Genomic DNA, 26,515 nt, shown 5'->3' with positions numbered 1-26,515 from the left:
CCGGATGTCGCATTGCCATTTCAACCCTAAGCGTTTGAATTGATTATGAATGCAGTTGATTTCGCATCTTACATGCCCCAAATTATGCCCCCATTCCAGAGTAATGTCTATATAAAAATATCATTTTATCTTTTTATGCAACGATGTAGAGTCAGTTACTAATCAAATGATTGATATTATAATTACAACCACAATCCAGCTCGGCAGGAATCGTATCTGTGATGTAGTATGCCTTATCTGCCCTAAATGCTGCGTAGTTTCCAAGCCCAGCCCTGGTAAGATGCAAGAATTTTCCACGTACCCCTGGAATTACCTCTCGTGACAGGGTTGTTATAATCATCACTATAAATTAAACGAAAAGTAAAGCTCTCAATTATTTGATTACCTTTTAATTGAGCTGTAAGCAGACAATCAATATTTGTTATAGCCGGTGCTTCATCGGAAACCTTTATAATACTTGCGTCAATTAATGTAATACCTTTTAAATCATTTCTAATACCTCCTGCCCGCTTATTTATAGGTCTACTATCAAAATAAACTGTCATTTTCCCCATTTCGCCAAAATTATTACGCTTCCACATACCTAGAAATTCTGAAAGTTTCTGCTCAGGGCTTCCACTTTGTAAAGAGTTTTGCTTTGGGGAGCTCAAACTCCATTCTGTTTCAAATGCTGGACGTTTTATACATGCATCAAGCTCTTTACGTTCTAATTTGATCTTTTTATGGCTTGATAAAATATCTAATAGTGTAGCATCATCCTCTGGTTTTTTATTATTACTTTCTTGACGAGCTCTGATTAAGTCAGCAACACATGATAAATAAGACCAAAGCTTTGCAGCCAAAATAGCATTACCAAAATTAACATCTCGTCCATGCATGATGCCATTTCTATAAGGGAAGTTTATCTCTTCAAGGTTAAGCGCTTGTCTGGTTCTTGCCATTTCGATAGTAAGATTGGCTATGCCTTCTGCATGGCCGGCGATTGCATTTATTTCATTTAAGTCCACACCTTGACTAAAAATAGCTTTACCAAAACAGTCTTGACCGACTCCATCGATAATGATGAACAATAAGGGTATAGCTCCCAGAAATCTTTTCTCGCCGCACAATATTGCTGCTTCTTCAAGAAGGTGCTCTCGCTGGCGAAATGCTTTAATCCCTAATAATCGCTGTATTGTATGCTGTAATTTTTGCCCTTCAAAACATGAAGCCAATAACATTTCAGCTTCATCAATCTTATCATCTTTTGCCAATAGTATGGCTTTTTTTGCTACCAGAATATCTGTGGACTCAGATATTATCCAGCATCTATTTTGAAATATTGCGTTAAATTCTTCAAGCATTATCGTAAACTCATCCATAAACCGGTTTATTTTTTCTATTTCCTCTATAAACAGTTTTGTCTTTTTTCCAGCAACCTTTATACGTACAAATAATTTTAATAAGGGCAAAATAAACTTGAATGCCTTGACAGTATCAAACCTTTTTTTATATTCTGGCGGCAGATGAATATTTTGCGATTTCATTTCTCAAAAACGATCAATTACTATTTTTTTTAAATACTACAAATATATTGTTGCATTTAGTTTTCCATCAGAGGAACAGTCAAATGTTTGTGCTTTTTTAAATTTGAATTGTAATTATTCAAACATATTCACGTTTGACACTTAATCCGATACTCTAGTGTGTTGAAGATGCTAAGCTGAACACTGTCATGATTTAGTATAACATATGCTCGTAATCAAATGAGGAATACCGTTTATTAAATTAAACAATATTCTACCGCTCGCATGACAGGGGACCTATGAGTCAAGAATAATATGGCGATCGACATGAGTTGTCTTTAAGAATTCTTTTTCAGGGCATGGATAATAACATAAGAATAACAGCAGTATAATGACTATTACGATTTTAAACTGCGCGGGTCGTTTAAAGCAATTCTACCCAAAAAAGTTCTTTCACAGTTAGTATGAAAGATTTCACGAAATGATACTTTCTGACAATGGTTTTTTCAGACTGATATTCTCGAGGGTTGCAATAGTACTAAAATCAGTCGGTGGTGTTAATAGCACCAAATTGTATCCGTGGGGGCTCTTTGTTGAGCCGTACTTAATTGCGTCAAATCCAAATGATTTAGCGCAATCCGCAACAAATCTCGTAAATACATATTCAGGCTTACTCCAACCTGTGCTCAGTCTCGGTGCAGCACAGATTGAAGAAGCGGCAATAGTCTGCATGGTCTCTTCATCCGTATTATTACATTCATCTTTTACTGTAAGGTCAAGCACAGTCAACTTTATATCTATGGTAAGTGCAGCAATGTAAAGGCTAGTTGTTGGAGCTCCTATTTCAGCCCAAACAGTTTCTTTTGAATCAGCTAAATATAGCATAGAATGACCGTTGTGATTATATCTTCCTTCAGTAACAAATTCTTTTGGAGGATAACTAAAATCGTTTAGCGAAATAAATACGCCATTTGATGCGTCACGTCCTCTGTAAAAGGTTTTCTTCATATGTGTGACAGCTACAATATTTTTCATCCTTCCAATAGTATCATAGACGCTTTTTGCGAAAGGATGAGTTAATAGTAGGAATGGAAATTCATTTGCAATATTTGAAATTTCAGAAAGTATATTCTCAAAGTTATCAGGCAAAGAAAAAGGATGCTCATAAATCATAAATCCGCTACCATTCAGGCTCGAACCACATTTAGGGCAAAGCAATCCGGGTAACAACAACTGAATTTCGTCGGCTGTAAATACATCTGAAATCCTAGATTGTTTGATAAAATCTTCTGTTTTCCAATGGCATAATGCGTCACTTTGCGAATAAGTGCCTGGCCATTGCTTCGTAAAGCTTGACATACATTTATCGCAACAAATAACGCTTGATGTGAAGTAGCTTTCTAAATCTCTTTCAAAGTAATCATCAAATACGTCTTGTTTTTCGGACAGACTTAAATGTAAAAAAGGGTCGCTCTTCTTATTATCTCTCATGATTTTTACAGCTTACGGTTAGTAACATTTTTTTTAGATTAAGATAGGTCTAATGTTATATTTTTTTGCCAGTTATTAAGCTAGTTAACTTATTAGATTACGTTCTAATTAAGCAGGAAGCCTTGTAACCAGGGTCTTGAAATTCATAAAGCTGAATTTGACCAACGGAAGTCAGTTTTTGTCCAATAAATATAGATAGTCCGAGAGGACCAAAGTAAAATAAATGTGTTTTCTTCGACTTATACCTGACTATCATTTCTTTGATTATATCCTTAGAGGCACTTGCTAAAGAGACTGCTTCTGAATCATCTTTTATAGATAGATTACCAGGTGTGTTAGATGGATCAATTAGTACTAACTGTTTAACTGATATATTACTTTCTATTAGATAATCAACAACTTCATCCATTGCTTTTCCACTAATATTAAAAACTACAGCTAATTCTTGATTTTCTATTCCAATACCATAGTCAAGCGGATTAACAGTCTCGTACTTCAAGTTGTAGACTTCCACTTTTTTTGCAGTTGATCTCCAAATCTGTGGATATTGGAAAATTTCAAAATTCCAGTTTCCGATCTCAGGAAAGATCATTCCAAGTGCGAACCCAGTCGACAAAGCACACTTACCTCTAAATATAATATCTCGGTTACTTGTAGATTTTGCTAGATCTTGCTGAACATTATACAGTTGAGGAATTAGTGTGGAGTTCCAAACATCAGGGTCAGGAACTGATCGTGTGTATCTAACGAAATGCTCAGACCAATCTACTGTTATTGAGGCTTCTATATCATATTTTTCTGCTGTCCAATTATGGATATATAGAACAGTGCCTCTGCTAATTTTTTCTGGCGCAGTTAATGCAGATTCAATTAAACTGTGTATTCTATAATGATCTAGCGCTTTACCTCTATGAGCTGAAATCTCATCAATCAGTTTAGAATACACAGGATCAAGCAGATGATATAAGTATTCTTTGTAACGCTCATGCTCGGCAAGCGATGATAAGAACTGACGTTTGCAAACATGATTGTCATTAAAATCAAAAACTCCAATCTCGAAATATACTTTGTTCTTTATAATATCGGTATATGCACTTGCTCCAATGCTAGCAATTTTTTCTACTAGTGCTTCTCTAGTAGTACTAAGAGCTTCCACTCCCTTTTCGTCATTAAAAAATTCTTCTGCATTCCTATATCTTGCGACCGCGTCTACTAAAGACTTTACAATCTGACTTGTAGAAGGTGCCACCAAAATATATTTTCTATATACTTTACTTGTTCCATTATCAATAGAAGCAAAACCTTTAATTACTTCCAAGAGTTCTGCGGGAGTAACGTTATGGTCTTTAACTTGGATATGATCATAATACGAATTTCCATTTTCTGCATAAACAACGTCTACGTCACCAGTTCCTTCGTTCATCAATTTCAAAAAAGAACTATTAGCGAGCCATTCTGGAATTTTACAAACTATGTAGCGTTCTTGAAATGAATACCCATCACCACCAATTATTCCTCCCATGCCCATAGGACTAATAAGCGTAAACGGCTTATTAGTTTCATTAGTTGGCCCTTCCATTTCTGCTTCTGCACTCATGATAATGGAAACATTTCACCGAAAATACTATCTCGCCATACACGTAACGCACCACCTTGGTTACCTGTACGCTCTAATTGTATTGCTTGGTCTACAAACTTACCTGCCTGCTGCAATTTCTGACGAGCAGTAGCAATCATTGCTGAGTCCATTTGATCAGAAACTGGCGTGCCTAATCCTGCCGGATCATTCCAAGTTTCAGCAATGCGATCTGCAGCCGTGGCAAAAAAGCTTTTGAGCTCGTAAATATATCCTCCAGAGAATGGAGGATATAATAACTCCATAGCCATTACCTCAATAAGAAAAGAAGGCTTGATAGGCTTTCCTTGATTCTCATTCCACTTCTTTATCATCTTAACCATTGGCTTCCATTCACAGTTAAATGCATTGTTGGCCGCAGTCGCTTCTTCAGCGTGAATTTCCGGATTAGTGAATACCCACTTTTCTAGAGTTCTATCCGGAATTTGATAATGATCACTTTTAGCAAAGGCTGGTACAACATCAAGACTGATTATCTTATCTTCATCATTAGGATCATAAGCTAGATCAATCCCAACTGATCTGCGTCCAATCTTCACGCATTTTTCTCCATATTCTGGAGCAAGTGTTTCACAAATATCTTCAAGTAAAATTAGTGGATTATCCAAATATTTTTTTTCCTTTTCCTTGTTCAATACGAAGAATATATCCACATCTTTTAGTGGACGTGTCTTCGTATGTCTTTTATAAGAGCCGGTTAGAAAGTCTCTGTCAACGGCAAAATGGTTAGCGACCAGCTTTCGAACCTCCTGTTGGAGATTACTTGCTCTAGTTTGTTCTCCTGCTCTCAATTCCAAGCGGGATTTAAATTTCTTGAAAGCGTCAAAAGTTGATATCATGATTTTCTCCAATATGAAGCCTGAGCACCAATAGCATTTGTGCCAATTGTGGTGCCTAACCCTTGTTTAACAAAACCATCAGTCGAAAGAAATGAAGCATCTCCCCACCCAGAAACAGCTGGCTCACCAGGTGCAACTGTCAATATTATTTTGTAAGTGCAGTTTGATGGAATAGTGCCAAACTTTGCAATTGCATACTTCAAGGCGTCAGTATCGACCCACATAGACCCTTCTCCATTACCGTATGTGTAGTCAATATCAAAATCACACCTCGTGACAAGTGTTCCTGATGAACTTATTACTTCCAACACGACTGTTCTGAGGTGACGAGAGGTCAACCAAGTCTCGATTGCCCGTTCGTAAACTGACCAATCGCTTACAAATTTATTAGGATCTAAACCGGTACTAGTTATAATGAACCGTAACGACTTTAGCATTTTATCCGTAACATACGTTACGGTATGTGCATAAGTGTTTACTGAGACAAGCGTACTCATGTTCTTTTACAGTTTTGAAACATCAATAGTCAGTTCTTGATCTGTGCCATTACTGGATTTGTAGCTATCTTCTATATCAGGTGTAGTACCTTGTTCATACGCTTTAAAGCGTGTGCCTTTTTCTTTTAGTGCATTGCGAACCCAAACCAAATCATTCGTCTCGACAGGCAGATAGATTTCCCAATCACTCTCAAACGGATTCCAGTTAAGCTTTGCTTCACTTGCATCTTCCGTAGAACCGTCTTCATCGTACAGACAGTATATTCGCAATCGAGAACCACTTCCTATAATTGTTATAGGATTTTTCTTGGGCGTTTCATCTGATATAATAGAAGCAGCTATACCTTCTATTTTTAATAATTCTTGACGAGCCTGCGCTGATGCTGATGCAATTACATCCACAATAGTATTCCATGTGTTAGCTGATGTTCTAACCGGACAAGCAGAAAATCTTCTAGTAACAATGCTCATTATTAATTCTGTTTAGACTGCTTGATGGATTGTTTGAGATGTTGAATGGTCAGAAGGCCAGGATTCAAGACGACTTGAATATCTTGTGTGCAGGCACTAATCACTGATTTACGAATCTGTCGTCCATCCATACCCACAACTTCATGCACAAGCGTCTTATAATCAGCATGTTTTGGAATTTTATTAATTTCTGGCCACTGCTCACCTAGTGCATGCAGGGTATCCGTTAAAATAACTTCACAAGCTTCTGCGGTGGGCTTCTCTATTCGCAAGACAAGATCAGCCCGCGAAATGAATGCGGGATCTAACGCGCCTTCAAAATTGCTAGTAGCTATAAATAATAATTTAGGGAATTTTGCCGCAAGGTTGTCTAATCCAGCAAGCATAGCATCAGTAGCGCGGTGCACATCGACAGGGTTTGCCTCCAAACTCATCTTTGAACGATCGGCAACTAACGTTTCCACCTCATCCAGTAATACAATAAGCGGGCTTCGATTAGCTTGTTCTGACACTACCTCCTCCAGAAAACGTCGAATCTCACGCTGACTTTTTCCTAATGCAGAACTGGTAAGCGCATGTGGCTCAACTTCAATGAATTCAACTTTTGCGCCTTTCAACGCAGCAGCAGCAGAAGAAGCCACGCCCTTAGCAATAGAAGTTTTGCCCGTACCAGGAGGACCAACTAAAAGTATGATTCCATGAAGGGGTATTGCGGCCTTAGATGGAATTTTAGATCTCAATGTTAATTCGAGTAATACTTGCGCTTGTAGCTGCTTTTTTATCTTACCTGGTAGAATGATACGTTCCCAAAGTTCGTCGAACTCTGCGGATGGTAAAGCTCTTTGATCTAGAATTCCTTTTTCATGCATAAATATTAAATTACTAAAATAATGCTTAATTGTAAAGGTGTTGAGCTATCAATTTCACCAGTAAAGTCTCTGATATTGGCAAAATATGTCGGATGGTCGGCTATTAGCGGACAGTCGTCTTGCTAGTTTTGAGGAAGGCGATTAGACTTAAATTGAACATGACTGCAGTCGTTTATGCTGGAATATTTTCGCATAACATAATAGTTGTCGACTTTGGCGCCGATTTCAGCATTTGCATCGTCTATGCTCAATAATTCAGTGCACGGGCCGTCCCACTGACTCTATAACTTCGGCCTTCAGCCGAGACTAATGAAGACCGCACAATTGCAGCACCATCTGGCTATTTTTTCAGAAAAGACTTGCAAGCCACTCTGAACTATGGAGTTTTGTTTTTCTCTAGCAAACCAGCCAGAAAATTAGCAAAATCACCAATATTCTGTTCCGCACTGGCTTTTTCCAGAGCTTGCATATACCGGCTGCGCTCACTGAGGGGAATGACTGTCCAAGGGTAGCCTCCTGAGGCTAGCATCGCATTCATCAAAAAACGCCCTATCCGGCCATTACCATCCATATAGGGATGGATATAAACAAAGATAAAATGGCCGAGCACCACCCGCACCGAGGCCTCCGGCTCAGACTCAAGTAGCTCAAAAAATACCGGCATCACATCACGAACCGCCTCCCGATTGAGCGGCACATGTTTGGAGCCCCGGATATATACCTGTCCCGTGCGATAACCTGCCAGATCACTGGCATTTAACAAACCAACACTTACACTGGGGGCAAATAATTCCCGATACCAGATGCGGTGATCGTTTTCGACAGCCTCACCGGCATTCTGACCTTGCAGAATTGATTTAATTGTTTTCTTGACTGCCTGATGCGCCTGCCAGTAACCACGCGCTGCCAGCGCATTTTTTTGTTCCTGATCGGTAATGATCTGATCGGGGTCCCACTGGCCCTGACGGACCCGCTCAATCAAAGCAGGAGTAACCTGATAACCTTCAATGGAAAGCGAATTATAGGCGTCCGTCACAAATACATCATCGACCTGTTGCAGGTAGCTGTCCACGCTCTGTGACAATCCGAGAGCCGCCGGAAATCGATCAATAACCGGCCCGCGCATACTTTGCCACAACAGCCGGATTCGGTTGACATAGGGTGAGGTTTCCCGAAACGATAAGATACCTGCAAATGGTGAGGTAAATGGATCATCTTCACGGACGTTATAACCAGCCGATTGCATTGTCTGGATCAATTCATCAGCGATTTTATGATTGCCCATGTTGCGAAAAGCACCAGCCAACCGACCGGCGATCACACTGTGCCCTCCCCGTAATAAAATCGCTAGTAAATCGGAGGCATCCCGCACTAATGACAAAGCATTGCGGGCATCCATCTCCGAACGGGTAAAGAAAACGGGTGAACAGAAAATCAATGCAGCCGCCAAGGAATAAACCCGTATTCCGTCTTTGATCACTAATTCATCCTCATCAGGTACCGTACCCTTTATATCGAACAAGGACGTGCCAAACAGCAGGTTAGTTTGATTATTATTGGCCTTTGGTGACTTGACCAGCAGTTGTCCCGGAACGACCCAATTCCCACTATGCAAGGCTAAGGATTGCTCAGCCGACAAAATCCATTGCTGATCAAACCGCTCCTGTAGATAAGCCGCACAAAATTGCCAGAAAGATGCGTACCAGCCGGTCGTGTCCCCCAGCTGTTCATCAGGTCTGGTGGCAATATACCATCCCTTCAGGACTTCTTTTAAAAAACCATTCTTGAGTAAGCGTTCCCGATGGGTACGGGTTAAGTCGTTGCCTCGGATGGCAATAGCTTTCTGAGTTTGTTGCAAAGAGTGGAGAACTTCTAGGGATTGAGCCAGTTTTTCGGCAGGGCTTGCCATAATGCACCGTTACTAGTTTTTGATGTTTCATCAAAGTTAGTTTTTAATGCTGTACCACAATTAGTATTTGATGTCAAATTTTAATTTATGCTAGTCTGAACCTATATCCAGCATGGATATATACAATACATATCACTGAAAATCAAACACTTTTACTATCGCTTAAGTCATGCCTTAGAAACCACTGAAAATTGCGGTTAAGACTCATTTTATTGTCGTAAATATCGCGGAATTCTACTTTTAAGGCGATTGGAGCTAATTGTTTTCGGACATGGCCCATGACCACATCACCCTCATGCTCTTCAAAATGTGTTTCAAAAATTGTCAGGAACGAATTGGGTAAAATCACTTTTTGTATAGACTCATTGCTGTCTATCCGTGAATAGGAGCGCCGATCCAGTTCCAGACACTCTTCAATAGTCTTATAGGTCTTTCCGTCCTTGATGAAACAGAGCCGATCAATAATCAGCGGTCCTAAGCCATTATTACTCACACGAATATAGAGCTGATTTCCCCGGTCTCTGAAATCGATCTGACCCAAGGGTTTAAGTGATTTTTCGTTATGGGTTCGTTGCAAATGTACCTGCCAAAACAAGCCTAATAACGCCAGTACCGAAATTAACATCGTCATATCTATCGTCATTTCAGCCAGACCTTTCCTGTCACAGTCTGAAAAGAGGATATGCCGAAGGAGTTAAAGGATCTTAAAGTCGTGTAAAAGCTTTAGCCGTTCTTTTGCCTGAAGGTCATATATTACCGGAATAATGCGGTGGTAAAGGCTGCATTGCGGGTCTTTACCATTCACCCGGTAAACGGGACAGCCACTAGTACAAACCGAACTGTAGCGGCAGGTCCGGCAATCATCCGAGCGATTATGTTCCTCATGGCTGCCCTGCTCAATCATATCTACCAGATCTAATGACGGATCAAAGATAGAGGGGGTGGATTGGCTATTATCCCCGAAATGAACATGGCAGTAATTCAGGCTTCCATCGACATAAATAGCTCCACCTGAAAAGCCTGAGGCACACGTCTGAAATCCCAGCTCATGTGGTTTGAGATCACAGAACTGGTGACGACGCGAGAATGACCAGCCCTGTCCAATTGCTTCCTCCATAATCGCATAGGAAGCTAACAGGCTGCTTTCCAACCGTTCGGCGTCAATCCCCTCGCCTTTAACAACTGAATACCGAAATGGAACATCCAACTCAATCAGATAGCGGGTCAGGGGCGGTAATCCTGACAGGTTCTGATTGCTTATCACTGTATTGGTCGTTACCGGGATTTGGTTTGCCAATAATGTACGCAAATGACGATCAATATATTTAAACGTACCTGCCCCCTGTTTAAAAGGTCTGCTTTTATCATTGTATTCTTCCAGACCATCCAATGAAATGCCAAAGCTTATGGCATTTTCCTGACAAAACGAAATGATCTCATCCGTTAAAATGGTCAGATTGGTAATGAACGATGCTTCAAAACGGCAACCTATTTCCGCTAACCGTTGACGAATTTCAGGGATAAAGACTTTCCAGGCTTTAAATTGAGTTAAGGGCTCGCCACCTGCCAATCGGAATTTAATATGCCTCAGCTTACGCCGGATGGCCGTTTGGAGTACTTTTTCCAATAATTGCTGTCTGGTTGCCTCCGACATACCCTCGGTCGTATTTAAAGTCGAAATATAGCAGTAGCTACAGGCCAGGTTGCAGCGATTGGTGATATGAATCCAAAAGTTAAGTGATTGTGGCGTAGCTGGTTTCTGCGGCTTACTGAAATGGTGATCAAACTTAACGATCTCTGTTTGAGCGAGGAGGTTCAAAAAGTCCTCTAAAACAACAGTGGAAATAACTAAACGCTCGCTCAATACGGCTATTGAAGATTGTCCGTCAATTACTGCCAAAATGTCTGCTTGTGCTTTGGTCAACAGACGGAGTGAATGTGGATAAGCACAATTGACGATATAGGAATACTCTGGGTTAATCGGCCGAAGCAGTAAATGAGGTGATTTGACAGGTATTAAAGCTTTCATCGGTTTGAGGGTTATAATACGCATCACAATCACAGTTGGCATTGATGGCCGAAAAGGTTAAGGCATCTTTCCATAACGCAGCTTCAAGCAATAAGCGGTCATCAAAAAGTAAGCATTGGGGAATTGACTGCGTCGTTGCAATTATAGTTTCCATCGTATTTTTTATTTAAGCCGGTTTAGTAATGTGCATACAGTGCTGGGGTGCCACTGGCTATTGCCCCGAAAAGTAGGAATGCCTTTCCGGTTGAGTTCCCTCGCAATGGCCCGTACAGTGGTGATACCCCGTTTATTTAATTTCCGGAGCGTAGGTGAAAGACGATCTGCAAAATCCTGAGCGGCTTTCTTATTACGTTTAGCCTGCGTCTTTCCATGTTTTCCCAAGATTACTCCCCGCTTTCTGGCAGCCTCCAGTGCGTCTTTAGTAGTGTCACTAATACGTTGACGCTGTTCCTCTGCAACCGCAGCCAGAATGTGGATGGTAAACCGGTTGGCATGAGGATTATCTGTGACAACAATCTCAACATCAGATTTAACCAGACGCGCAATTTTTTCCACATCCCGACCTAAGCGGTCAAGCCTAGCCACCATTAACGTTGCCTTGGATAGTCGGCATCGCCCAAGCGCTTCAAACAAGGCATCTTGTTGTTTACGTGTCGATTTGACTTCTATGACTTCATCAATCAACTCATAGCCACTAAGTCGGCAGTAATTGACGACTGCTACCTGTTGTGCTTCTAAGCCCAAACCGCTACGCCCCTGCCTGTGAGTGGAAACACGATAGTAGGCAATAGCTTGTTTCATAGCGGGTTAAGCGTAATTTTGTTCAGTTGTGTACGATGGATTACCTTTGAACAGAATTAGCTTAAAATTCGGTTAGCGCAGATAGAAAATACCCTGAAAGGCAAGACTTTACAGATTGAGAAACTGAAAAGAAGAGGAGGAAATGTTTAAGGGTTAATGATCGTATACTTCTATACAAATCATTGGATGAAAACTTTATAAAACAAAATCGTTAAAGCCTCTAGACTGAAGTAATGGAGGGGGCTCGCTAAGTGAGATTTATTAACGCAGGAAAACAACTGCCGACATAAACAATTCTGTTATTGAAGTTAAAACAACCGCCCAGATCAAGCCTGGTTGCGGAATATAGCCTATATACGCTTGGGTAGCCCAATAAGCCAAATCTTTTGACCCTACTTGGTTCAAACTATCGCAAAGCTCCTATAAGGTTTAAAAAATTAGATTTGACTGTTGCCTCTACTTCTTCGAATGAAACTCTCCAGCATTTTGACAAGTAGTCAAGTACAAGGTTTACGTCAGCGGGTTCAGCTGGTGTATTATTTATTTGAACAAAAGGGCCATCCGTTTCGGTCAATATTTTTTGACGTGGGATTGCAGCAATCGTAGCGCGTCCTGTGTTAGATCTGATCATAGCAGGGTTGACCGAAAAATAATAACCATTTTCTGTAGCTTCATTTATTATCGATGTAGGACCTGTATACCAATGAAAAATAGCCAACTCTATTCCTCTCTCTAATAATAAACTTAACGTTGCTTTTTCGGCCCCGCGAGAGTGTATACTAAGTAACTTTTTTTTATTCTGCACTTTTTCTAAAACAAATCGAAAACTACGAAGCTGCTCATTTTGGGTTGCAAATCCTTCACGGCTAAAATCAAGCCCTACTTCTCCTATATAGGAAGTTTGATCTAAATATTTTTCAAATAGACTGTACTCATTAGCATGCCTTTCGGCATAGAGTGGGTGCATACCTAATGCTAATCTAATTTTGCGAAAACCCTGCAAGTGATGAATCCCTTGAGCAAAATGACTGGGTAAATTAGTCATAGCTAAAGTATTGACATTTGCTTTTTCGCATCTTTTAGCTACCATCAGCGGGTTAGGATACAAGTCTATATGACAATGTGTATCAATCATGGAAGCCCAGCTTTAGCTCTGATCGTTTTTTCCGAACTTAATTTAACCCAATCTTTAAGTTCCTGCCGAGTGGCCTCTACGACATTAGCAAAGTCTGGTAATTGGGTTAGGTCATTTATGCCATTTATAATTAGTTCGCTTTGTATCTGCTGCAACGTAAGCGGAACATTTAGAAATTCTAAGCAGGCATCAATATCTTGCCCCCGTTTCGTCGGGAAACGTCCTGTTGTATTATCTCTATAAAGTTCTTCCAAATTTGTACCGTACGTTGTAGTGTCTATAAAACCTTTTAACGCAGCTCGGCGATAGACACATGGCATACATACACCACAGTGAGAAGCGTTCATACGAATCCAGCCCTTTCTATGTCCACGTTTACCGCAAGAGTTCGATTGATCTACAATACTCAGTAGAAAAGGTTGATCTTCGCAGCTAGCGACCATCATACCCTTTGTTTTTAACTCATAAGGATTAATAATATCAAACGGTAAGCCAAGACTTTCTAGTAGCACTCGAATATCACCTAGCAACCGTGGATGAGTAGTTCGCGTACTACATGAGGTACGCCGTGAAGCACTGAGTGGATAGTTAAGAGAAACACTACCATTTTCTGGCACCCAAATCGGAACTCTCTTACCATTGGCGCTTGCAGCAATAACAGCTAAACTGATAAATAGCAAAGAACGACTACGTAGTGTGTTCTCACGGGTAGGCTGACTTGCATTTTCAAGGAACACGCCTACTGAATTACTCCATGCAATAGGCCGATTAAAATGGTGGCTTAATAAGTTATATAACTTATCCTGGTCACTTTTAGGCCCATGCATATTTGGATCATAATGAGAGACAAGTAACAGTTTTGCTTCTGGCTTTCTGGCCAAGAAATCAATGGCACCAATTAAAGAGTCAAGCCCACCAGAAAATAAGTTGATGTGGTCTACTTCTGGATGAGTTAGTGGAATATGTGTCTTAGCTGGTAAAGCCAGTGGACTGTCTGTAAATGTCACACCCCAATAGTCACCAGTCAAGAAAGAAAGAATACCTGATACCTGCACTTCACGCCCCTGCCAAGCGGCTCTATCTATCACAGGAATAGTAATGTTTAGCTCTCTAGACCATCCATCTACTGAATATGGACGTCTTTCAATTAACCGATCGATACCGTAGGCACAGGAGGCTAGAAAAAAGAAATCAAAAGCTACACTTGGTGCATGTACACAAAAATCGATTATTTCGGCACAGTCAATGACTACTTCAGCACGCTGAGTCTGCTGATTGGATCGGGGGTCGTTAAAGACGATAATTGCCCGTAAGACTTTATCCGTATCTAAGGTTGCAGGAGAAGTAACAGTTAGATTTAATTTCATGGTAAAAAGATTGCCATTACGTTGTCGAAAATGTCTTCAATTATTTGATTCCCTTGAGCACCCTGCCAATTAATACGAGATATAGGTCGTGTGGCAGCCATTACACGAATGCGGCCAATAATATCAAGCTTGATTTCATTGAAGGTTGCCGCAGCTAAAGGTTGACCCCGGACTTGGGTAATTTTTTCCTGAAAACGCTGTGATAGGTGTTCGAATATATAAAATCCAAAATATTCGCACAGCAAAAAATCCACTTTATCAGTTGCCACTACCTCTTGTATCGATGCTTCCAATTCTTGAGGTGTATCTGCTTGTTCAGCTAGTTGCTGCATAACATGATTACAGGCCGCCATAGCGGCAGTCTCGTCCATGCCGGTACTCGTGTCTGAGCATAAAACGATGACACGCTGAATAATCTGTTCTATTGTTAAACCTGCAAGATCAGCCAACGGTGACTCCACCGTAGAGATCGCATTGGCGAGACCTCCAGTACTTACAGTCGATAAAAATGTCGAAAGTCTACGGGCAACTTGTATGCCCGCACGACCTACAGACCTAGAACCACCCTGTTTGACAACAGTTCTGCCACCAGCCGCCCGCAGGAGACGCTCTACGGCTGCATTAACCTGACCTTTTCGACGCGTTTTCAGCTTCTGCTGGCGTTTCAAATTTGGTTCAGCTTTTTCAGCTTCTTGTTCTTCCTTACTAATCGTACCAGCAACTGAGGTAACACCACGACTCACATCGCCCCAGTTAGGCTCACCAGTTACCCCAGGAATAATTCGTTGTGTCGTACCCATTATTTTTTCTTGCCATCAATGGCTTTTCGGATTGGTGAACCTACTTTATAAACATCTAATAATTCTAATATTTCAGGCACCTTACTGCCAATCATCTTGATATTGTTGTGCAAGCTAAATGGAATTTTGTCATGACTGATTTTATTTAATGTAGCTTTATAACGTGGTAGTGCTGTTGGCATTCCAGTCGCAATAAGTTGGAAGAAAACTAGGTGGCCAACTGCAACCTCCGACCGTTTTACAACTTCCTGCTCTAACAGGCCTAATAATAGGTCATGTTCGTTTTCCATCAAGCTCGACTTTGCTTTTGCAGCGCTAGCTACCAATATTGTTTCGGAGCCATGTTCCATTAGCTCTCGAAATAGCGTTTTAACCAAAGGCGGAACAAGCGATGCGCCGCTGATACTGCCGGAAAGCTGATCACGCGAAAGCCAGAAATAGTCGCGTAAATCGACATCTTTTAATTTTGGTTCAACACGCAGCCAACGCAACACTTGACCTGCATTCCATTGAGATCCGTAGTTATTACTGATTTCATCGGCCTTAGATTCAGCCGCTAAACTTTCCAAATTAGCTAGCTCTTCAGACTCACCCTTCTGGTTTGACTGCCAATCGTATAACTTACGGAATAGATCAGGTTCGATGTATTCCAACACCATAAGCTTACCCAATACGTCCAGTTTAAGGGATGTAATATTGGCAACAGTTGCTAATCTTGTACGTAATGTGAACGAATTTAGGAAACGCTTGATTTGCCGAGGATTACCTTTTAGACCCTCGGTAATAACGGGCCCCAATGAAGTGACCAAAGGTGCATTCTGCTGAAGTTTTTCTGCCTCATTAGGAGTCAATAGCGAGTTAATATCAGCAAAGCCAAAAGCACCATAGCGGTTTGTTGCTCTAAACTCAGCGAATTTACTAATTACTTTTTCATGCGTAGCCTGTAGTAGATTCTTTTCGCAGAAAAGTAGTGACAAATATGTCTCTACTTCAGGATCTGATAAGCGTGGCAAGTGATAAGGTATCTGAATTAACTTCTCAAGGTAATCTTTTACAAACTGGTCACTAATCCTCTCTGTCTTGGCATCGGCGTTGGTAGGATCATCAGATGTGATCCGCGCTTTGTAGCGGTATTCAATGGCATGTCTTACAATGCGTGGGTCTGCACCTATTATGAATGCTGTACGAGGTACATTAAGAAAAAGCTTTATAGCTTCCAGATTTTCAATCAGTCTTTCTGGACTGCATCGATCAAGGTCGTCAATGAGAACGACCAAACGTTTAATTTTCGTCTCATCCAACAACTCTTCAAATTTTTGTCGGAACTCCCTTACGAGCATAGCTTTGTCTTCTGGTGGCTCTTTTAGCAAAGAGTCCCAATCAAGCACATCTTCGTCTTCACTTTCTTTATCTTTCTTTTTGCCTAGACCGAGCTTTCCGGCGACTTTATCAAATACTCCAGCAGGAAGTAAATTCGATATGGCCGAGACCCAGCCAGCAGGGCCACTCATAGAAGCGAGAATCAAAGGCAAGGCTACATTTTTAAAGCCTAAGCCCATGACCCTCATCCAGTTAACGGACTTAAAAAGTTGTGTAGCCTTTCCTTTTACATTGGGTCCAAAACGCTTTTCATCATCAAAAACCTTTAGAATAGAGTCTAGCAGAGCGGCCTTGGCATCATCATACCCTTCAAATACCCAGCCATTGAAATAAAGACAGACCGTTTGATCGTCGAGACCTTTTAACCGGGTTTCCATCATGCGCATAATACTGGACTTGCCACTTCCCCAATCACCAAATACTCCAATGGTAACAGGCAGAATACCATCGTCGAGAACTAAGTTCTCTAACAATTCAGCATGTACTTGAAAGCCAAGTAGATCTTTAGTAGTTTCGTTATCAGACCACATATTATATCTATTAGAAAGTAGTTATACTAGGGCGAAAAAATTTATTACTTGATCAAACCATTAATTATATAATAATCCCTTATCAAAAAGCCTCAGCGAACACTTACAGCCACTTTGCTTAAAAATATATCATATTTTGCAATTAAAAAAAGAATATAAATTTTCAAAAGATAAAATAAAATTCAAAATTAGTAGCACTTTAGAAAAACGATAAATTCATAAAACTCATCACATAGAGGAAAACGAAGTTGATAATGCACTTGAGCACTAAAATACTCCTGAAATATTTTTATATGTATTCATTCTCGTAGAAAAAGCAGGATAAGTTCCCTCTAATATTTCAACAATTTTTGCAGAAATATCACCATTTTCAAGAGCTCCAGATTGTATATAAACTTCGTTTTTATTTTCTTTATCTATCCGAACATATACAATCTGATCTGCATCACATACTACAGCGAGGTTTGGATTGTGTGTAACAATGATAACCTGTCTCTTGGACTTAGCCATTTTAATAAATGGAACAAGAATATTATATACACTCTGGTTATCCAAGTTTTCTTCAGGCTGATCAATAATTAGAGGAATATGATTATTATCCAACACCAAATAAAAAATCAACAATAATGCTCCACGCTCACCAGGCGATAAAGTTGACACATTTTTACTACTAAGCTTCAAATCATAAGCAGGAACAAGGTAATCTAGTGCACATATAAAATTATAAAATTCAACTGGATTATTACCTGATTTCAATTGTTTTCTGATATCCCTAAATGACTTATTCCCTTGTCGATTATCATATTTTATATGGTCTAAAATATTAAAGACAAAAGAGTATGCTTCATCACTATCAGCAAAAGTACAGCTATCAAAGAAATCCTTTAATTTAGATAAACCTTGATTTACCCCATAAAAACTACCAGAAGAATTAAAGTTAATAATACTTTCAAACTTATTTATCAATCCATTTTCTTTAAATAATGTATCAAAAGTTATTTTATATGCCTTCATTAAACTTTCGTGACTTTGTATAAAGTCAGTAACAGATTTATATAACTCTTTATAAATATTTAGAATCTCTCTTTTCTTATCAAAAATATCCTTGATAAGTTTTTTCCGTTCAGAGAATTTAATTTTAATTTCAGGCTCTAACTCATTTTTAACATAACTTATTAAGTACGTTATATTTTCAATAGAACCCTCTTTATCAACGGAACCATTAATCTCTCGCTCAATTGCTGTCCAACGTTCTAAATTATTGAGATATTCTTGGTATAATCTAGCTGGTCTATCAAGAGTAGTTTGTAATTCTATAATTTCAGCTTTTATTTGCTCATGACGTATTAAAAGGTCAGCGTCAGGACGTATAAGTCCCTCTAGAAAAGACAACTCTGCTTCTTTAGCTATAATCAAGGCATGTAAAGCTGTTGTATCAATATTAAAGCTAAAAACAGATCCAACATCTATACCAAAAGGCTCCAGCGATACTTTATTCTCGGCTTGTTCATTCCGGAGATTTTCTGCTAGCAAATCAAGATTTAATTTTCTTTGTTTAAGGAACTCTAATTCTTTATTTAATTTAGAAATATCTATTTTATAGCTAAGTAAGCTGTTATTTATAGTATCAAACTCTGCTCGCAAATTTTTAATCAATACATTTGTATTATCTGCACTTCCATTTACTTGTTCGGGTGGGTCTTGATAAACAGGTCTCAGATTTATATGTGCAATTAATTCATCTTGCTTTAGTCGAAGTAACTCTTCTAACTTATTTAGGTAGTCCGGATTCTGTTTTTCTTCTAACAATAAAATTTTACTATTTAAGATAGATAACTCACTTTTTATCTTTTCTATCTGGTCTCTAATTATCTGTGTCTTGAATACTATTAATTCATCTAGGCTATTTTGACCTAACCTTTCATAACTAGGTATGTGCGAAAAAATAATATCTTTTAATTCTTCTTCAAATGCTCCTTCTTCAATGGAAGCACACAACTTCTCTAAATAGCTTTGTGGAATATATTTAATTCTCTCATCTTGGCTAGTATCAATATCGTGTGATAAGCAATAAGTTACGACTTTCCCATTCTTCCAAGTTAAGGTAGCCTCAAAATTATTAGATTTTTTCTTTTTGCTTTCCCAGAATTTCTTTGGATTTAGAAACGAAAACCCAGAGTGGTTATGTGTATTTCCACATAATCCTAGAATATCAGCTAAAGCACTTTTACCATTACCCTTATTACCAATAATGGCGATAAGACCGGGATTAAAATGTATATCTATATTATTAAACCATACCTCATCGAGATCTGAGTTCGCTATTTTCTTTATATTAATTCTTTCAATATATTTTGTTGGGCTAGATTCAATTGTTTGTAAAGCTATAGGTCTATGTCCAACATATACCCTATCTGGCTGATTAAGTAATTGCTTCAAAGTGGAGAAATTCCTATCTCCTTTTATCCATAAATTTTGTTTATTTGAATATTGCCTGATATTATGGTTATCAGAACAAATAATTAGAGGTAATCTTTTTTGAATTTTTTTTTGTAAGTGAGGCAGAACGTGTGTTTCATAACCTTGGATATCTTTTTCTTTACCTAACTCAAAAATATCAATTACTTGTGAAATATCTTCTTTTTGGGCAAGAGTGTGAGGTAAAGAATTAGTTATATTTTCAATCCCATTGGTTTTTGAACCAGCATGGATTGTAATAATACCGCCAAGTTCTTTTATTAATTTACTTGTATCTAATAAGTCGCAATAAATTTCATTTTCTTTTCTACCTCGTCCTTTTATATCTCTTATGTCTGTCCTATTCTCAATTTGCCCCCATATATAGTCTAAGTCACAATCTTCTGAAAAGATAGCAATATAGTGAATAGGCTCTTTACCTCTTACATCCCCTAAAAATTCAATACCTGGTAAAACTGTAATATTATCTGCAGCAATTTTTTGTAAGTTTTTAATTCTAACTATATCAATTTTATGATGATCTGTTACAGCAACAACTTCAATTTCATTTTTTATAAGTACATTTATAATCTCCTCATCTGAAACTGACTTATCTTCATAGTCATATGAAGATGGTGTATGAAAATGTAAATCCCATTTTCTCCAAAGACTTCCTCTTTTATCTTGCATGTAATTATTTCCTTACTTTTAATGTAAAATTGATACCAAGAGCATTCAATATTTGCTATTCATTACTCTTCTTATAAGAGGTTTTATTGGCGATTGCTCATGCCATTTGCTAAAAGCATTGGATTTTTAAATACCAATTAAGCTGAGAGATCATTAAAGAACTCCTCATCTATTTTCTTTAGGTAAAGGATATCTTCATTTCGACAACCGACATTATATCTTAGCATCAGTTTTGTTAACTCAATTCCATCAATCAATACAATACGCATGCCTAAATCTCTTGCAGTCTGGATAGCCGCTGGGCTAAAAGAGGAAGTGGTTACAAAAATACCTTTTTGCGCCTTTTTAAGATTAAGAGCACCATAGAAGTCTCTAAGCGCACTAGATCCAATATTATTACCTTCTGCATAGCGTTTTGCTTGTATATATATTTGATCTACACCAAGTGGATCTTGATCTATAACACCATCCACTCCATCGTCCCCTGTGCGTCCTATTGCCCGACCAGCTTGTTCAGATGTACCACCATACCCCATGGCTAGAAGCAATGACACAATTACATCTTCAAAAAAAGCAGGAGAAGAATTTCGTACCCTATCTAACAAATCTGCGGCAAGTGAAGCATTAATTTTTGTATATGCCGCTCTTAATGCTTCATCAGGCGTAGGCTCATCAGCGATTGAATTATTAAGACTCATGTCTGAATCACGGGCTTTGGAAAACTCGTTAAACTCAGGAAACTGTTTTAAATATTTTGTATTAATCGTCTGATTTTCGGATAGTGCTTTTCTTCCTCTGTCAGTTATCGTAAAAAAGCCACGTCTAGTTATATTTACTAAACCGCTTTGCTTAAGATAACTTTTAGCCCAATGTACTCTGTTCTCAAATTTAGGATACTTTCCGCTGGGCAGCATTTCCATAAGTTCATCATCCGATAGCTGAAACTTTAATGCAAGACGCTTAATCACATCTCTTATATGAACTTCACCAGAATTAGCTTCTTCTAGGACTGGACGCATCAACGTCTGAAAATCAGGTATCATCTGTTTATCTTTCTTTTGCAGTCGTTGATTTTTTTACTTTGGCGTTTTTTGAGGGAGCGCCCATGATTGGCAGAGTATATTGCCCATAAAGTCCAAAAAGGTATTCCATCCGATTTAGCTCTGTTGTGAAAGGCTGGAGCCTATAGCATTGATCAACAACTTTATCTGAGGTTTGATGAGCTTTAATGAGGTCTGGTTGAATATTTACGCACCATCGACTGATGCCGAAAACGCTATAAAAACTATCCCAAAATGATTTTGCTTCAGCGTCTTCGCTGCTTTCCCTTTTCCATTCTTTTGAGAAAGTGACAGCACGTGTTTTAATTTCATTCCAACTGAGCGGCATAGAGTTTGATCTGGCGTGTAATGAAGACTTGGTGTTAACGGGTAATAGGATTTATTACCACTTTCTTATAGCTTTTAACAGATCGGCAATTTACAGGAATCTATGATTATTCAAAATGACTATAAGCACTAAGGTTTATATTTCCGCTTATTCTTCTGAAGGTGATATTCTTCTTTTAATTGATTACATATACAATAAACCATATTCAAATGGAGAGGCATCTGCTGCCTCTTTTCCCTGCTCTAACAAAACCTCACGGTATTTAATCAATGCTATAGCCCGATAATCGACGGCTATGGGATAATCGGGTAAATGAACTTCGTCCTGAGCCATCACATCTCGCAACCACATTTCAGCAATCAGTGAATGTCTGAGCTCAGGTGTATACCCTAAAAATGTTGTCAGCCGCTTTTTGACAGTATATCCACAGGGAACATACGTCTTCCAATAGCTATCGTATATTTCGACCTCATAAACCCAGCATGTATTATGCCGCATGTCAGCATTGCGGATAAGCTTGATATGCTCATCAACTTGCCGGTCAAAATCAGCATCCGATATATAACCAGTGCGATTTGCCTGAATCAGAGCACGAATAAATGGCTCTTGTTCCAATATGCAGACATCGTGTGGCAGATAGCCTAATTTTTGTTGAATTAATTCTCGCCCTTTCGTTTCCAGATTAGGCAGAACTGCACTACTACGCTCCAAGTCGCTCCATTGAATGGTATATAAACGACCTTCTTCAATGGCGTTGGCATGCATAGGCTGACCTGTATTGTTGCCAAGAATATCACGCTGCCAGTCCATATTTTACTCTCCTGCAAACAAGAGTTCAGCCTATTTTGTATATTAGCATAAGTATACTGACCGTCAAGCTAAAACATAAGGAGGTATGGATAACGACAATCATACGAATAAGGCATTTCCGCCTGAGTTCAGTCATATTGGCATGCAGGTTAAACAAACCCAGGAACGTGTGCAGCAGATCGATGAACAGATTAAAAACGTCCCTCAAAACAGTAAACCTGCCCCCGCGTTTAGACCGCCAGGCTTCGTTCAGCCGAAACGCTTTGATCGTGAACGTATTATTGCAGGTCTAGAGCATGATAAAAGCCAGATTAAGCATGATATGCTGGATAAGGCTGAAAGAGAAGTGAAAGAAGCGGATCAGGCAACTGGCAGAATAGTCAAAGACAATGTGCGTGAAAGTCTTTTTCCGAACCCTTTCTCAAAGATGAGTACTTCAGAAAAGAAGACGATTCATAGCCAAACCAGAGATCTGGAGGCGTCACAGGATTATATGGATTCCCTGTTCTCTAAACAAGAAAACAGCGCAGCCAAATCTGTCCCTAAAGAAAAAACAACAAAGATGTCGGTTGCGGCCATGTTTATCGACAATCTCAGCTTTACGAAAGCCGAAACATCAGACGTCTCACAAACTCCGGTAAAAGATGTTGATAAGGATATTGATAAAGACTGAGTTATTTTTCCAAATCAATATCACGATCTTTAGTCTTATCAACAATGGTATTATCCCTGTTGGGTCGGTCTCCTGTGAGCCATCCTGGCAGACGCATTTTGGACTGTTCGGTCTTGTACTGTTCACGCCCCTCTTTAAAGCCCACAAGCCGAATAAAATCGCTATCCAGTTTAGCTAATTTCTCAGCGAGTTCAGGCATATGTTGGGCCATCAAATAACCTTCATTAAAACCTCTTACGAACTCTGGCTCGGCTTTTTCCTGCTCCTCCATGATTAAAACGTGTTTCTAGCGTTATGCTCAAGATAGGTAATGATAGAAGATCTGTCATAAAGAATGATCTTCTTCTGAGGTTGGGTGAATCGAATCCGGCCCTCGTCCCGGAGCTTCTGCAAAGTAGTTTTTGATTTGATATTTAACAGACGCATGGCCTCTTCGTCTGTAACCCATTTATCTTCCTGCTGGGCATGGTTTTCCTTTAGCCGTGCAACGACCTGCTCAATCAAAGCAAAGAAAGCTTCTTCCTCTAAGCAAATGACCTGCATGATATTTTTTCCTGCAATATAAACTTATTGAAGCTATCTGAATTTTAATTGGGGTAAAAATTAGCCTTTTGCAAAACGTCCAGATAATTTCTGTGTGTTGTACCTATGTTGTACCAAGAAAGGACATCCTAACTATAAAAAACTCAAAATGAGCAACTTACAAACCAAAAATTATAATACTAGCAGAATTCAAAGCCCTGCGATTAAAATTGATTTTCGCCCTAATCACGCTACTGTTCAATAGCTTACAATAACCAGCCGTGTAATTCCGGGTGTCATTGTAAGTAGAAAACCCTGGTGACTGATAATGCCTAACATGATTCAGGGCAAAATCATTCAAAACGTACCGGATAAATTTGTGACTGTCTGCCCGAACCGGCTTATATTTTTAATTGATCCGGCAGTGTGTCTTACTTAAAAAGTATTTTTATTTGGCTATTGCTGTATGCTGGGCACTTAGCATAATCAGTTTCCCTTCTTTGATTTCGTAGACATATGTTACCCAATAGTCTGATACATAATCCGGAGTCCCATCATCATAATGCCGGACTGAATGTTCTTTACCGGTAGCAATAAGCGTATTACCATATTGACGAAGTTTTAAATTGTCGAAACTTGCATCAACATTTTTCACATGCTTAAATATTTCCACTGTTTTGGCTTTATTAGCCATATATCCGTTTCCTGAAATTAAGACGAAATCCTCAGCTGCATTTTTACTGATTTCTTCTTTTGGATTTTTCTTATAACTCTCGGCCATTGTCTGAAATAGTTTTTCCGTCTCAGTTTGAGCAAATACGGCCTGACAGACAGCAAGCATACTAAAGCAAATAAAGATGATTTTTTTCATGACTTTATCAGTTATTTGATTTACAATTAAACGAAAATTATTTACGTCCGGTCGTTTAGTTTTATCTGCTTATCCGGAAGGCAATTACATTTTACCTTCGTACCGCAGCATCCGCCACGTCCAGAAAGCGCCGAGTGCATCCAGGAAACCAAACACGATAAACACCGGAGGAGCAATGGCAGAAACAACCAGCCCGACAGCAGCAATTAAGTAAACGGAGCGGCCCCAGACAGAAGCCTTCAGAAAGGGAGTCAGGTCGTGCCGGGCAGCCTGGTAATAATATAAACCTAAAATAAAGGCTAATACACCCACTACACGTATATACGGTTCATCAGTAACCGGCAGTTGGGCTGTTTTGGTAAATACGTTAGGGATAAACGTCAGTTCTATCCCGACAACAAAAAGGTAATAGCTGAAATACAGAAGCGTTTTAGCAGACTTTGACATGGCAGTATGGCTTTGCAGAAAAGGTTCGCCACAAATGTATCCGGCCCGTCAGCGTCAAAACAAATCCGTTTTCTGAATGGTAGGAACGGCTTTCTAAACGGCTGGCGACTCAATAGAAAGGCGTTGCAGCAGTTCGGCTTTAAGCCGTCGGGATACCGGCACCTCCGTTTTATCTTTCATTTCGACCCAGCCGCCCTCCCCTCTTACGTACCGGACTACATCATTCAGATTCACAATATGTGACTTGTGAACCCGCATAAACAGTTTCGGATCAATTGCCTGTTCAAAATGCGCCATGGGTTTTGATGCCGTAATTTTTTTATAGTCTGTCAGATGAATGGTGCAGTAGCTACCCATTGCTTCAAGACGGCTGATGTCCTGCTCAGGAAACATAATTACGCCTTCTATCGTCGGAATCGATATCTTCTTAACCAGTTGTTGACCAGCCTGAATCTGGTGAATGTACCGGAGAACGCCTTCGTTATCTTTCAGATGATTCATTTCCTGTTCGATTCTTATCTTTTCGGCTAGTAAACGGGTATTTTTTACCAGAAGCTCTTCCTGCTCCTGCGACCGTTTTAGCGCAAGCGCATTGGCATCTCTGGCTTCTGTCCGGTATGTATTAAACCGGTGAGCAACCGCAAACGAAAAAAATAATGCTTCCAGCACAGAACAAATGTGATAGGTGTAGGCTGATAATAATGTATTCATCGGCGTTACTCCCAGAAAACCTAACAAAATAAACACAACGCCAAACGTGTAAAACCCAAAAGCCAGAATAAAGAAACGGGCAGGTTTATAGCCCAGAAAATAAATGTAAATGCTTGTGGCCAGAAGCACAATCATCAAAACCATATACAGCAACTGGTAAACATCACTGACCCAAGCTCTGTAGGGTAACCAGTCACTCGGCAAGAGCACAAAACCGACACCCCACAGGCCAAACAATATCCAATAGAGGAAAGGAGCTAATTCTTTTATCCTCAAATAGCTGTTTGAAAATATCAGCACAAAAAATACAGCAACTGTTGATATAAAATTTATATCAAAACTAAAATTCGGAATCTGCTTGAAAATAAATTCATGGTGATGGTTATCGGCCTTAAAAATGATTAACGAAGAAAAGAGAATATACAAGAAATAATATAAAAAAAGCCGGTCACGGACAACCCAGTAAACAAATAAATTATACAGAATGAGTGCTATTAAAATACCGCAGATTAATCCGTAAAAAAGATCGTAGTGATGAAAATAGGTTGCCATCGACTGGATATTACCAATTTTTAACGGAATGTACATCGCCGTATTGACCACCCGCATACAGGGCTTTCTCATAAAAAAAGGCAAGAACCAGTATGTCCTATTTTTGTGGTGACGAAACTACAAAACGATGACGA

The 26,515-nt window shown here is 39.4% G+C and carries 26 protein-coding genes; 1 reads left to right on the top strand and 25 read right to left on the bottom strand.

Translation table 11 applies throughout. The features are described 5' to 3' along the window. Positions 1-242 precede the first annotated feature (242 nt). The 20 genes from AC23NW_RS21585 to AC23NW_RS21490 all read right to left on the bottom strand — a co-directional run bounded on the left by AC23NW_RS21585 (position 243) and on the right by AC23NW_RS21490 (position 22,605). On the bottom strand, positions 243-1,526 hold the full coding sequence (locus AC23NW_RS21585; RefSeq protein ID WP_487451958.1) for a hypothetical protein: 1,284 nt from the start codon (positions 1,524-1,526) through the stop codon (positions 243-245). Between the two features lie 453 nt (positions 1,527-1,979). Beyond that, positions 1,980-2,996: an RES family NAD+ phosphorylase gene (locus tag AC23NW_RS21580; protein ID WP_487451957.1), complete on the bottom strand. Its 1,017-nt coding sequence runs from the start codon at positions 2,994-2,996 to the stop codon at positions 1,980-1,982. A gap of 97 nt (positions 2,997-3,093) precedes the next feature. Next, a complete protein-coding gene (locus AC23NW_RS21575; protein WP_487451956.1) occupies positions 3,094-4,593 on the bottom strand; it encodes a dsDNA nuclease domain-containing protein in 1,500 nt (499 codons plus the stop codon). Continuing rightward, on the bottom strand, positions 4,590-5,471 hold the full coding sequence (locus tag AC23NW_RS21570; RefSeq protein WP_487451954.1) for a CBASS oligonucleotide cyclase: 882 nt from the start codon (positions 5,469-5,471) through the stop codon (positions 4,590-4,592). Before AC23NW_RS21570 ends, AC23NW_RS21575 begins: the two co-directional genes overlap by 4 nt. Continuing rightward, positions 5,468-5,968, bottom strand: coding sequence for a hypothetical protein (locus AC23NW_RS21565; protein WP_487451952.1), 501 nt, complete (start codon positions 5,966-5,968; stop codon positions 5,468-5,470). The genes AC23NW_RS21570 and AC23NW_RS21565 overlap by 4 nt, the downstream gene beginning before the upstream one ends. Positions 5,969-5,974: 6 nt before the next feature. Next, a complete protein-coding gene (locus AC23NW_RS21560) occupies positions 5,975-6,439 on the bottom strand; it encodes a hypothetical protein (protein WP_487451950.1) in 465 nt (154 codons plus the stop codon). A 2-nt stretch (positions 6,440-6,441) separates the two neighbouring features. Next, positions 6,442-7,308 (bottom strand): AAA family ATPase, encoded by an 867-nt coding sequence (locus AC23NW_RS21555; protein ID WP_487451949.1) that lies wholly within the window; start codon positions 7,306-7,308, stop codon positions 6,442-6,444. Positions 7,309-7,684: 376 nt separating this feature from the next. Further along, on the bottom strand, positions 7,685-9,217 hold the full coding sequence (locus AC23NW_RS21550; protein ID WP_487451947.1) for a Fic family protein: 1,533 nt from the start codon (positions 9,215-9,217) through the stop codon (positions 7,685-7,687). Positions 9,218-9,359: 142 nt separating this feature from the next. Further along, the gene (locus AC23NW_RS21545; RefSeq protein ID WP_487451946.1) at positions 9,360-9,848 is read right to left on the bottom strand and encodes a hypothetical protein; all 489 of its coding nucleotides are present in this window, start codon (positions 9,846-9,848) and stop codon (positions 9,360-9,362) included. A gap of 63 nt (positions 9,849-9,911) precedes the next feature. Then, positions 9,912-11,246 (bottom strand): radical SAM protein, encoded by a 1,335-nt coding sequence (locus AC23NW_RS21540; RefSeq protein WP_487451945.1) that lies wholly within the window; start codon positions 11,244-11,246, stop codon positions 9,912-9,914. Continuing rightward, positions 11,194-11,400 carry a hypothetical protein gene (locus AC23NW_RS21535; RefSeq protein WP_487451943.1) on the bottom strand — a complete coding sequence of 69 codons (207 nt, stop codon included), beginning with the start codon at positions 11,398-11,400 and terminating at the stop codon, positions 11,194-11,196. Before AC23NW_RS21535 ends, AC23NW_RS21540 begins: the two co-directional genes overlap by 53 nt. Positions 11,401-11,408: 8 nt before the next feature. Continuing rightward, complete coding sequence (locus AC23NW_RS21530; RefSeq protein ID WP_487451941.1) at positions 11,409-12,047, bottom strand: recombinase family protein; 639 nt, start codon at positions 12,045-12,047, stop codon at positions 11,409-11,411. A 406-nt stretch (positions 12,048-12,453) separates the two neighbouring features. Further along, positions 12,454-13,182, bottom strand: coding sequence for a Qat anti-phage system TatD family nuclease QatD (qatD, locus tag AC23NW_RS21525; protein ID WP_487451940.1), 729 nt, complete (start codon positions 13,180-13,182; stop codon positions 12,454-12,456). Beyond that, positions 13,179-14,549 (bottom strand): Qat anti-phage system QueC-like protein QatC, encoded by a 1,371-nt coding sequence (qatC, locus tag AC23NW_RS21520; RefSeq protein WP_487451938.1) that lies wholly within the window; start codon positions 14,547-14,549, stop codon positions 13,179-13,181. The genes qatD and qatC overlap by 4 nt, the downstream gene beginning before the upstream one ends. Continuing rightward, positions 14,546-15,349, bottom strand: a complete 804-nt coding sequence (locus AC23NW_RS21515; protein ID WP_487451936.1) for a hypothetical protein — start codon at positions 15,347-15,349, stop codon at positions 14,546-14,548. Before AC23NW_RS21515 ends, qatC begins: the two co-directional genes overlap by 4 nt. Continuing rightward, positions 15,349-17,259: a KAP family P-loop NTPase fold protein gene (locus tag AC23NW_RS21510; RefSeq protein WP_487451934.1), complete on the bottom strand. Its 1,911-nt coding sequence runs from the start codon at positions 17,257-17,259 to the stop codon at positions 15,349-15,351. Before AC23NW_RS21510 ends, AC23NW_RS21515 begins: the two co-directional genes overlap by 1 nt. Positions 17,260-17,526: 267 nt before the next feature. Then, positions 17,527-20,406 (bottom strand): TrlF family AAA-like ATPase, encoded by a 2,880-nt coding sequence (locus AC23NW_RS21505; RefSeq protein ID WP_487451932.1) that lies wholly within the window; start codon positions 20,404-20,406, stop codon positions 17,527-17,529. A gap of 137 nt (positions 20,407-20,543) precedes the next feature. Beyond that, positions 20,544-21,449, bottom strand: a complete 906-nt coding sequence (locus AC23NW_RS21500) for a restriction endonuclease (protein ID WP_487451930.1) — start codon at positions 21,447-21,449, stop codon at positions 20,544-20,546. A 4-nt stretch (positions 21,450-21,453) separates the two neighbouring features. Further along, positions 21,454-21,795 carry a type IIL restriction-modification enzyme MmeI gene (locus tag AC23NW_RS21495; protein ID WP_487451928.1) on the bottom strand — a complete coding sequence of 114 codons (342 nt, stop codon included), beginning with the start codon at positions 21,793-21,795 and terminating at the stop codon, positions 21,454-21,456. Between the two features lie 183 nt (positions 21,796-21,978). Next, positions 21,979-22,605 (bottom strand): hypothetical protein, encoded by a 627-nt coding sequence (locus AC23NW_RS21490; RefSeq protein WP_487451927.1) that lies wholly within the window; start codon positions 22,603-22,605, stop codon positions 21,979-21,981. An 85-nt stretch (positions 22,606-22,690) separates the two neighbouring features. Here AC23NW_RS21490 and AC23NW_RS21485 point away from each other — a divergent pair, with 85 nt between their 5' ends. Then, a complete protein-coding gene (locus AC23NW_RS21485; RefSeq protein WP_487451925.1) occupies positions 22,691-23,278 on the top strand; it encodes a hypothetical protein in 588 nt (195 codons plus the stop codon). A 1-nt stretch (position 23,279) separates the two neighbouring features. On the opposite strand, the gene AC23NW_RS21480 is transcribed toward AC23NW_RS21485, so the two are convergent. The 5 genes from AC23NW_RS21480 to AC23NW_RS21460 all read right to left on the bottom strand — a co-directional run bounded on the left by AC23NW_RS21480 (position 23,280) and on the right by AC23NW_RS21460 (position 26,381). After that, complete coding sequence (locus AC23NW_RS21480; protein WP_487451923.1) at positions 23,280-23,549, bottom strand: hypothetical protein; 270 nt, start codon at positions 23,547-23,549, stop codon at positions 23,280-23,282. 2 nt (positions 23,550-23,551) lie between these two features. Next, positions 23,552-23,821: a helix-turn-helix domain-containing protein gene (locus tag AC23NW_RS21475; protein WP_487451922.1), complete on the bottom strand. Its 270-nt coding sequence runs from the start codon at positions 23,819-23,821 to the stop codon at positions 23,552-23,554. A gap of 427 nt (positions 23,822-24,248) precedes the next feature. Beyond that, positions 24,249-24,671 (bottom strand): nuclear transport factor 2 family protein, encoded by a 423-nt coding sequence (locus AC23NW_RS21470; protein ID WP_487451920.1) that lies wholly within the window; start codon positions 24,669-24,671, stop codon positions 24,249-24,251. A gap of 84 nt (positions 24,672-24,755) precedes the next feature. Continuing rightward, positions 24,756-25,118, bottom strand: coding sequence for a hypothetical protein (locus AC23NW_RS21465; RefSeq protein WP_487451918.1), 363 nt, complete (start codon positions 25,116-25,118; stop codon positions 24,756-24,758). A 93-nt stretch (positions 25,119-25,211) separates the two neighbouring features. Continuing rightward, positions 25,212-26,381, bottom strand: a complete 1,170-nt coding sequence (locus tag AC23NW_RS21460; protein ID WP_487452115.1) for a 7TM diverse intracellular signaling domain-containing protein — start codon at positions 26,379-26,381, stop codon at positions 25,212-25,214. Positions 26,382-26,515 lie beyond the last annotated feature (134 nt).

It is taken from the genome of Arsenicibacter sp. R0_47, assembly GCF_057652235.1.
This window is presented reverse-complemented; position numbering and strand designations above follow the sequence as displayed.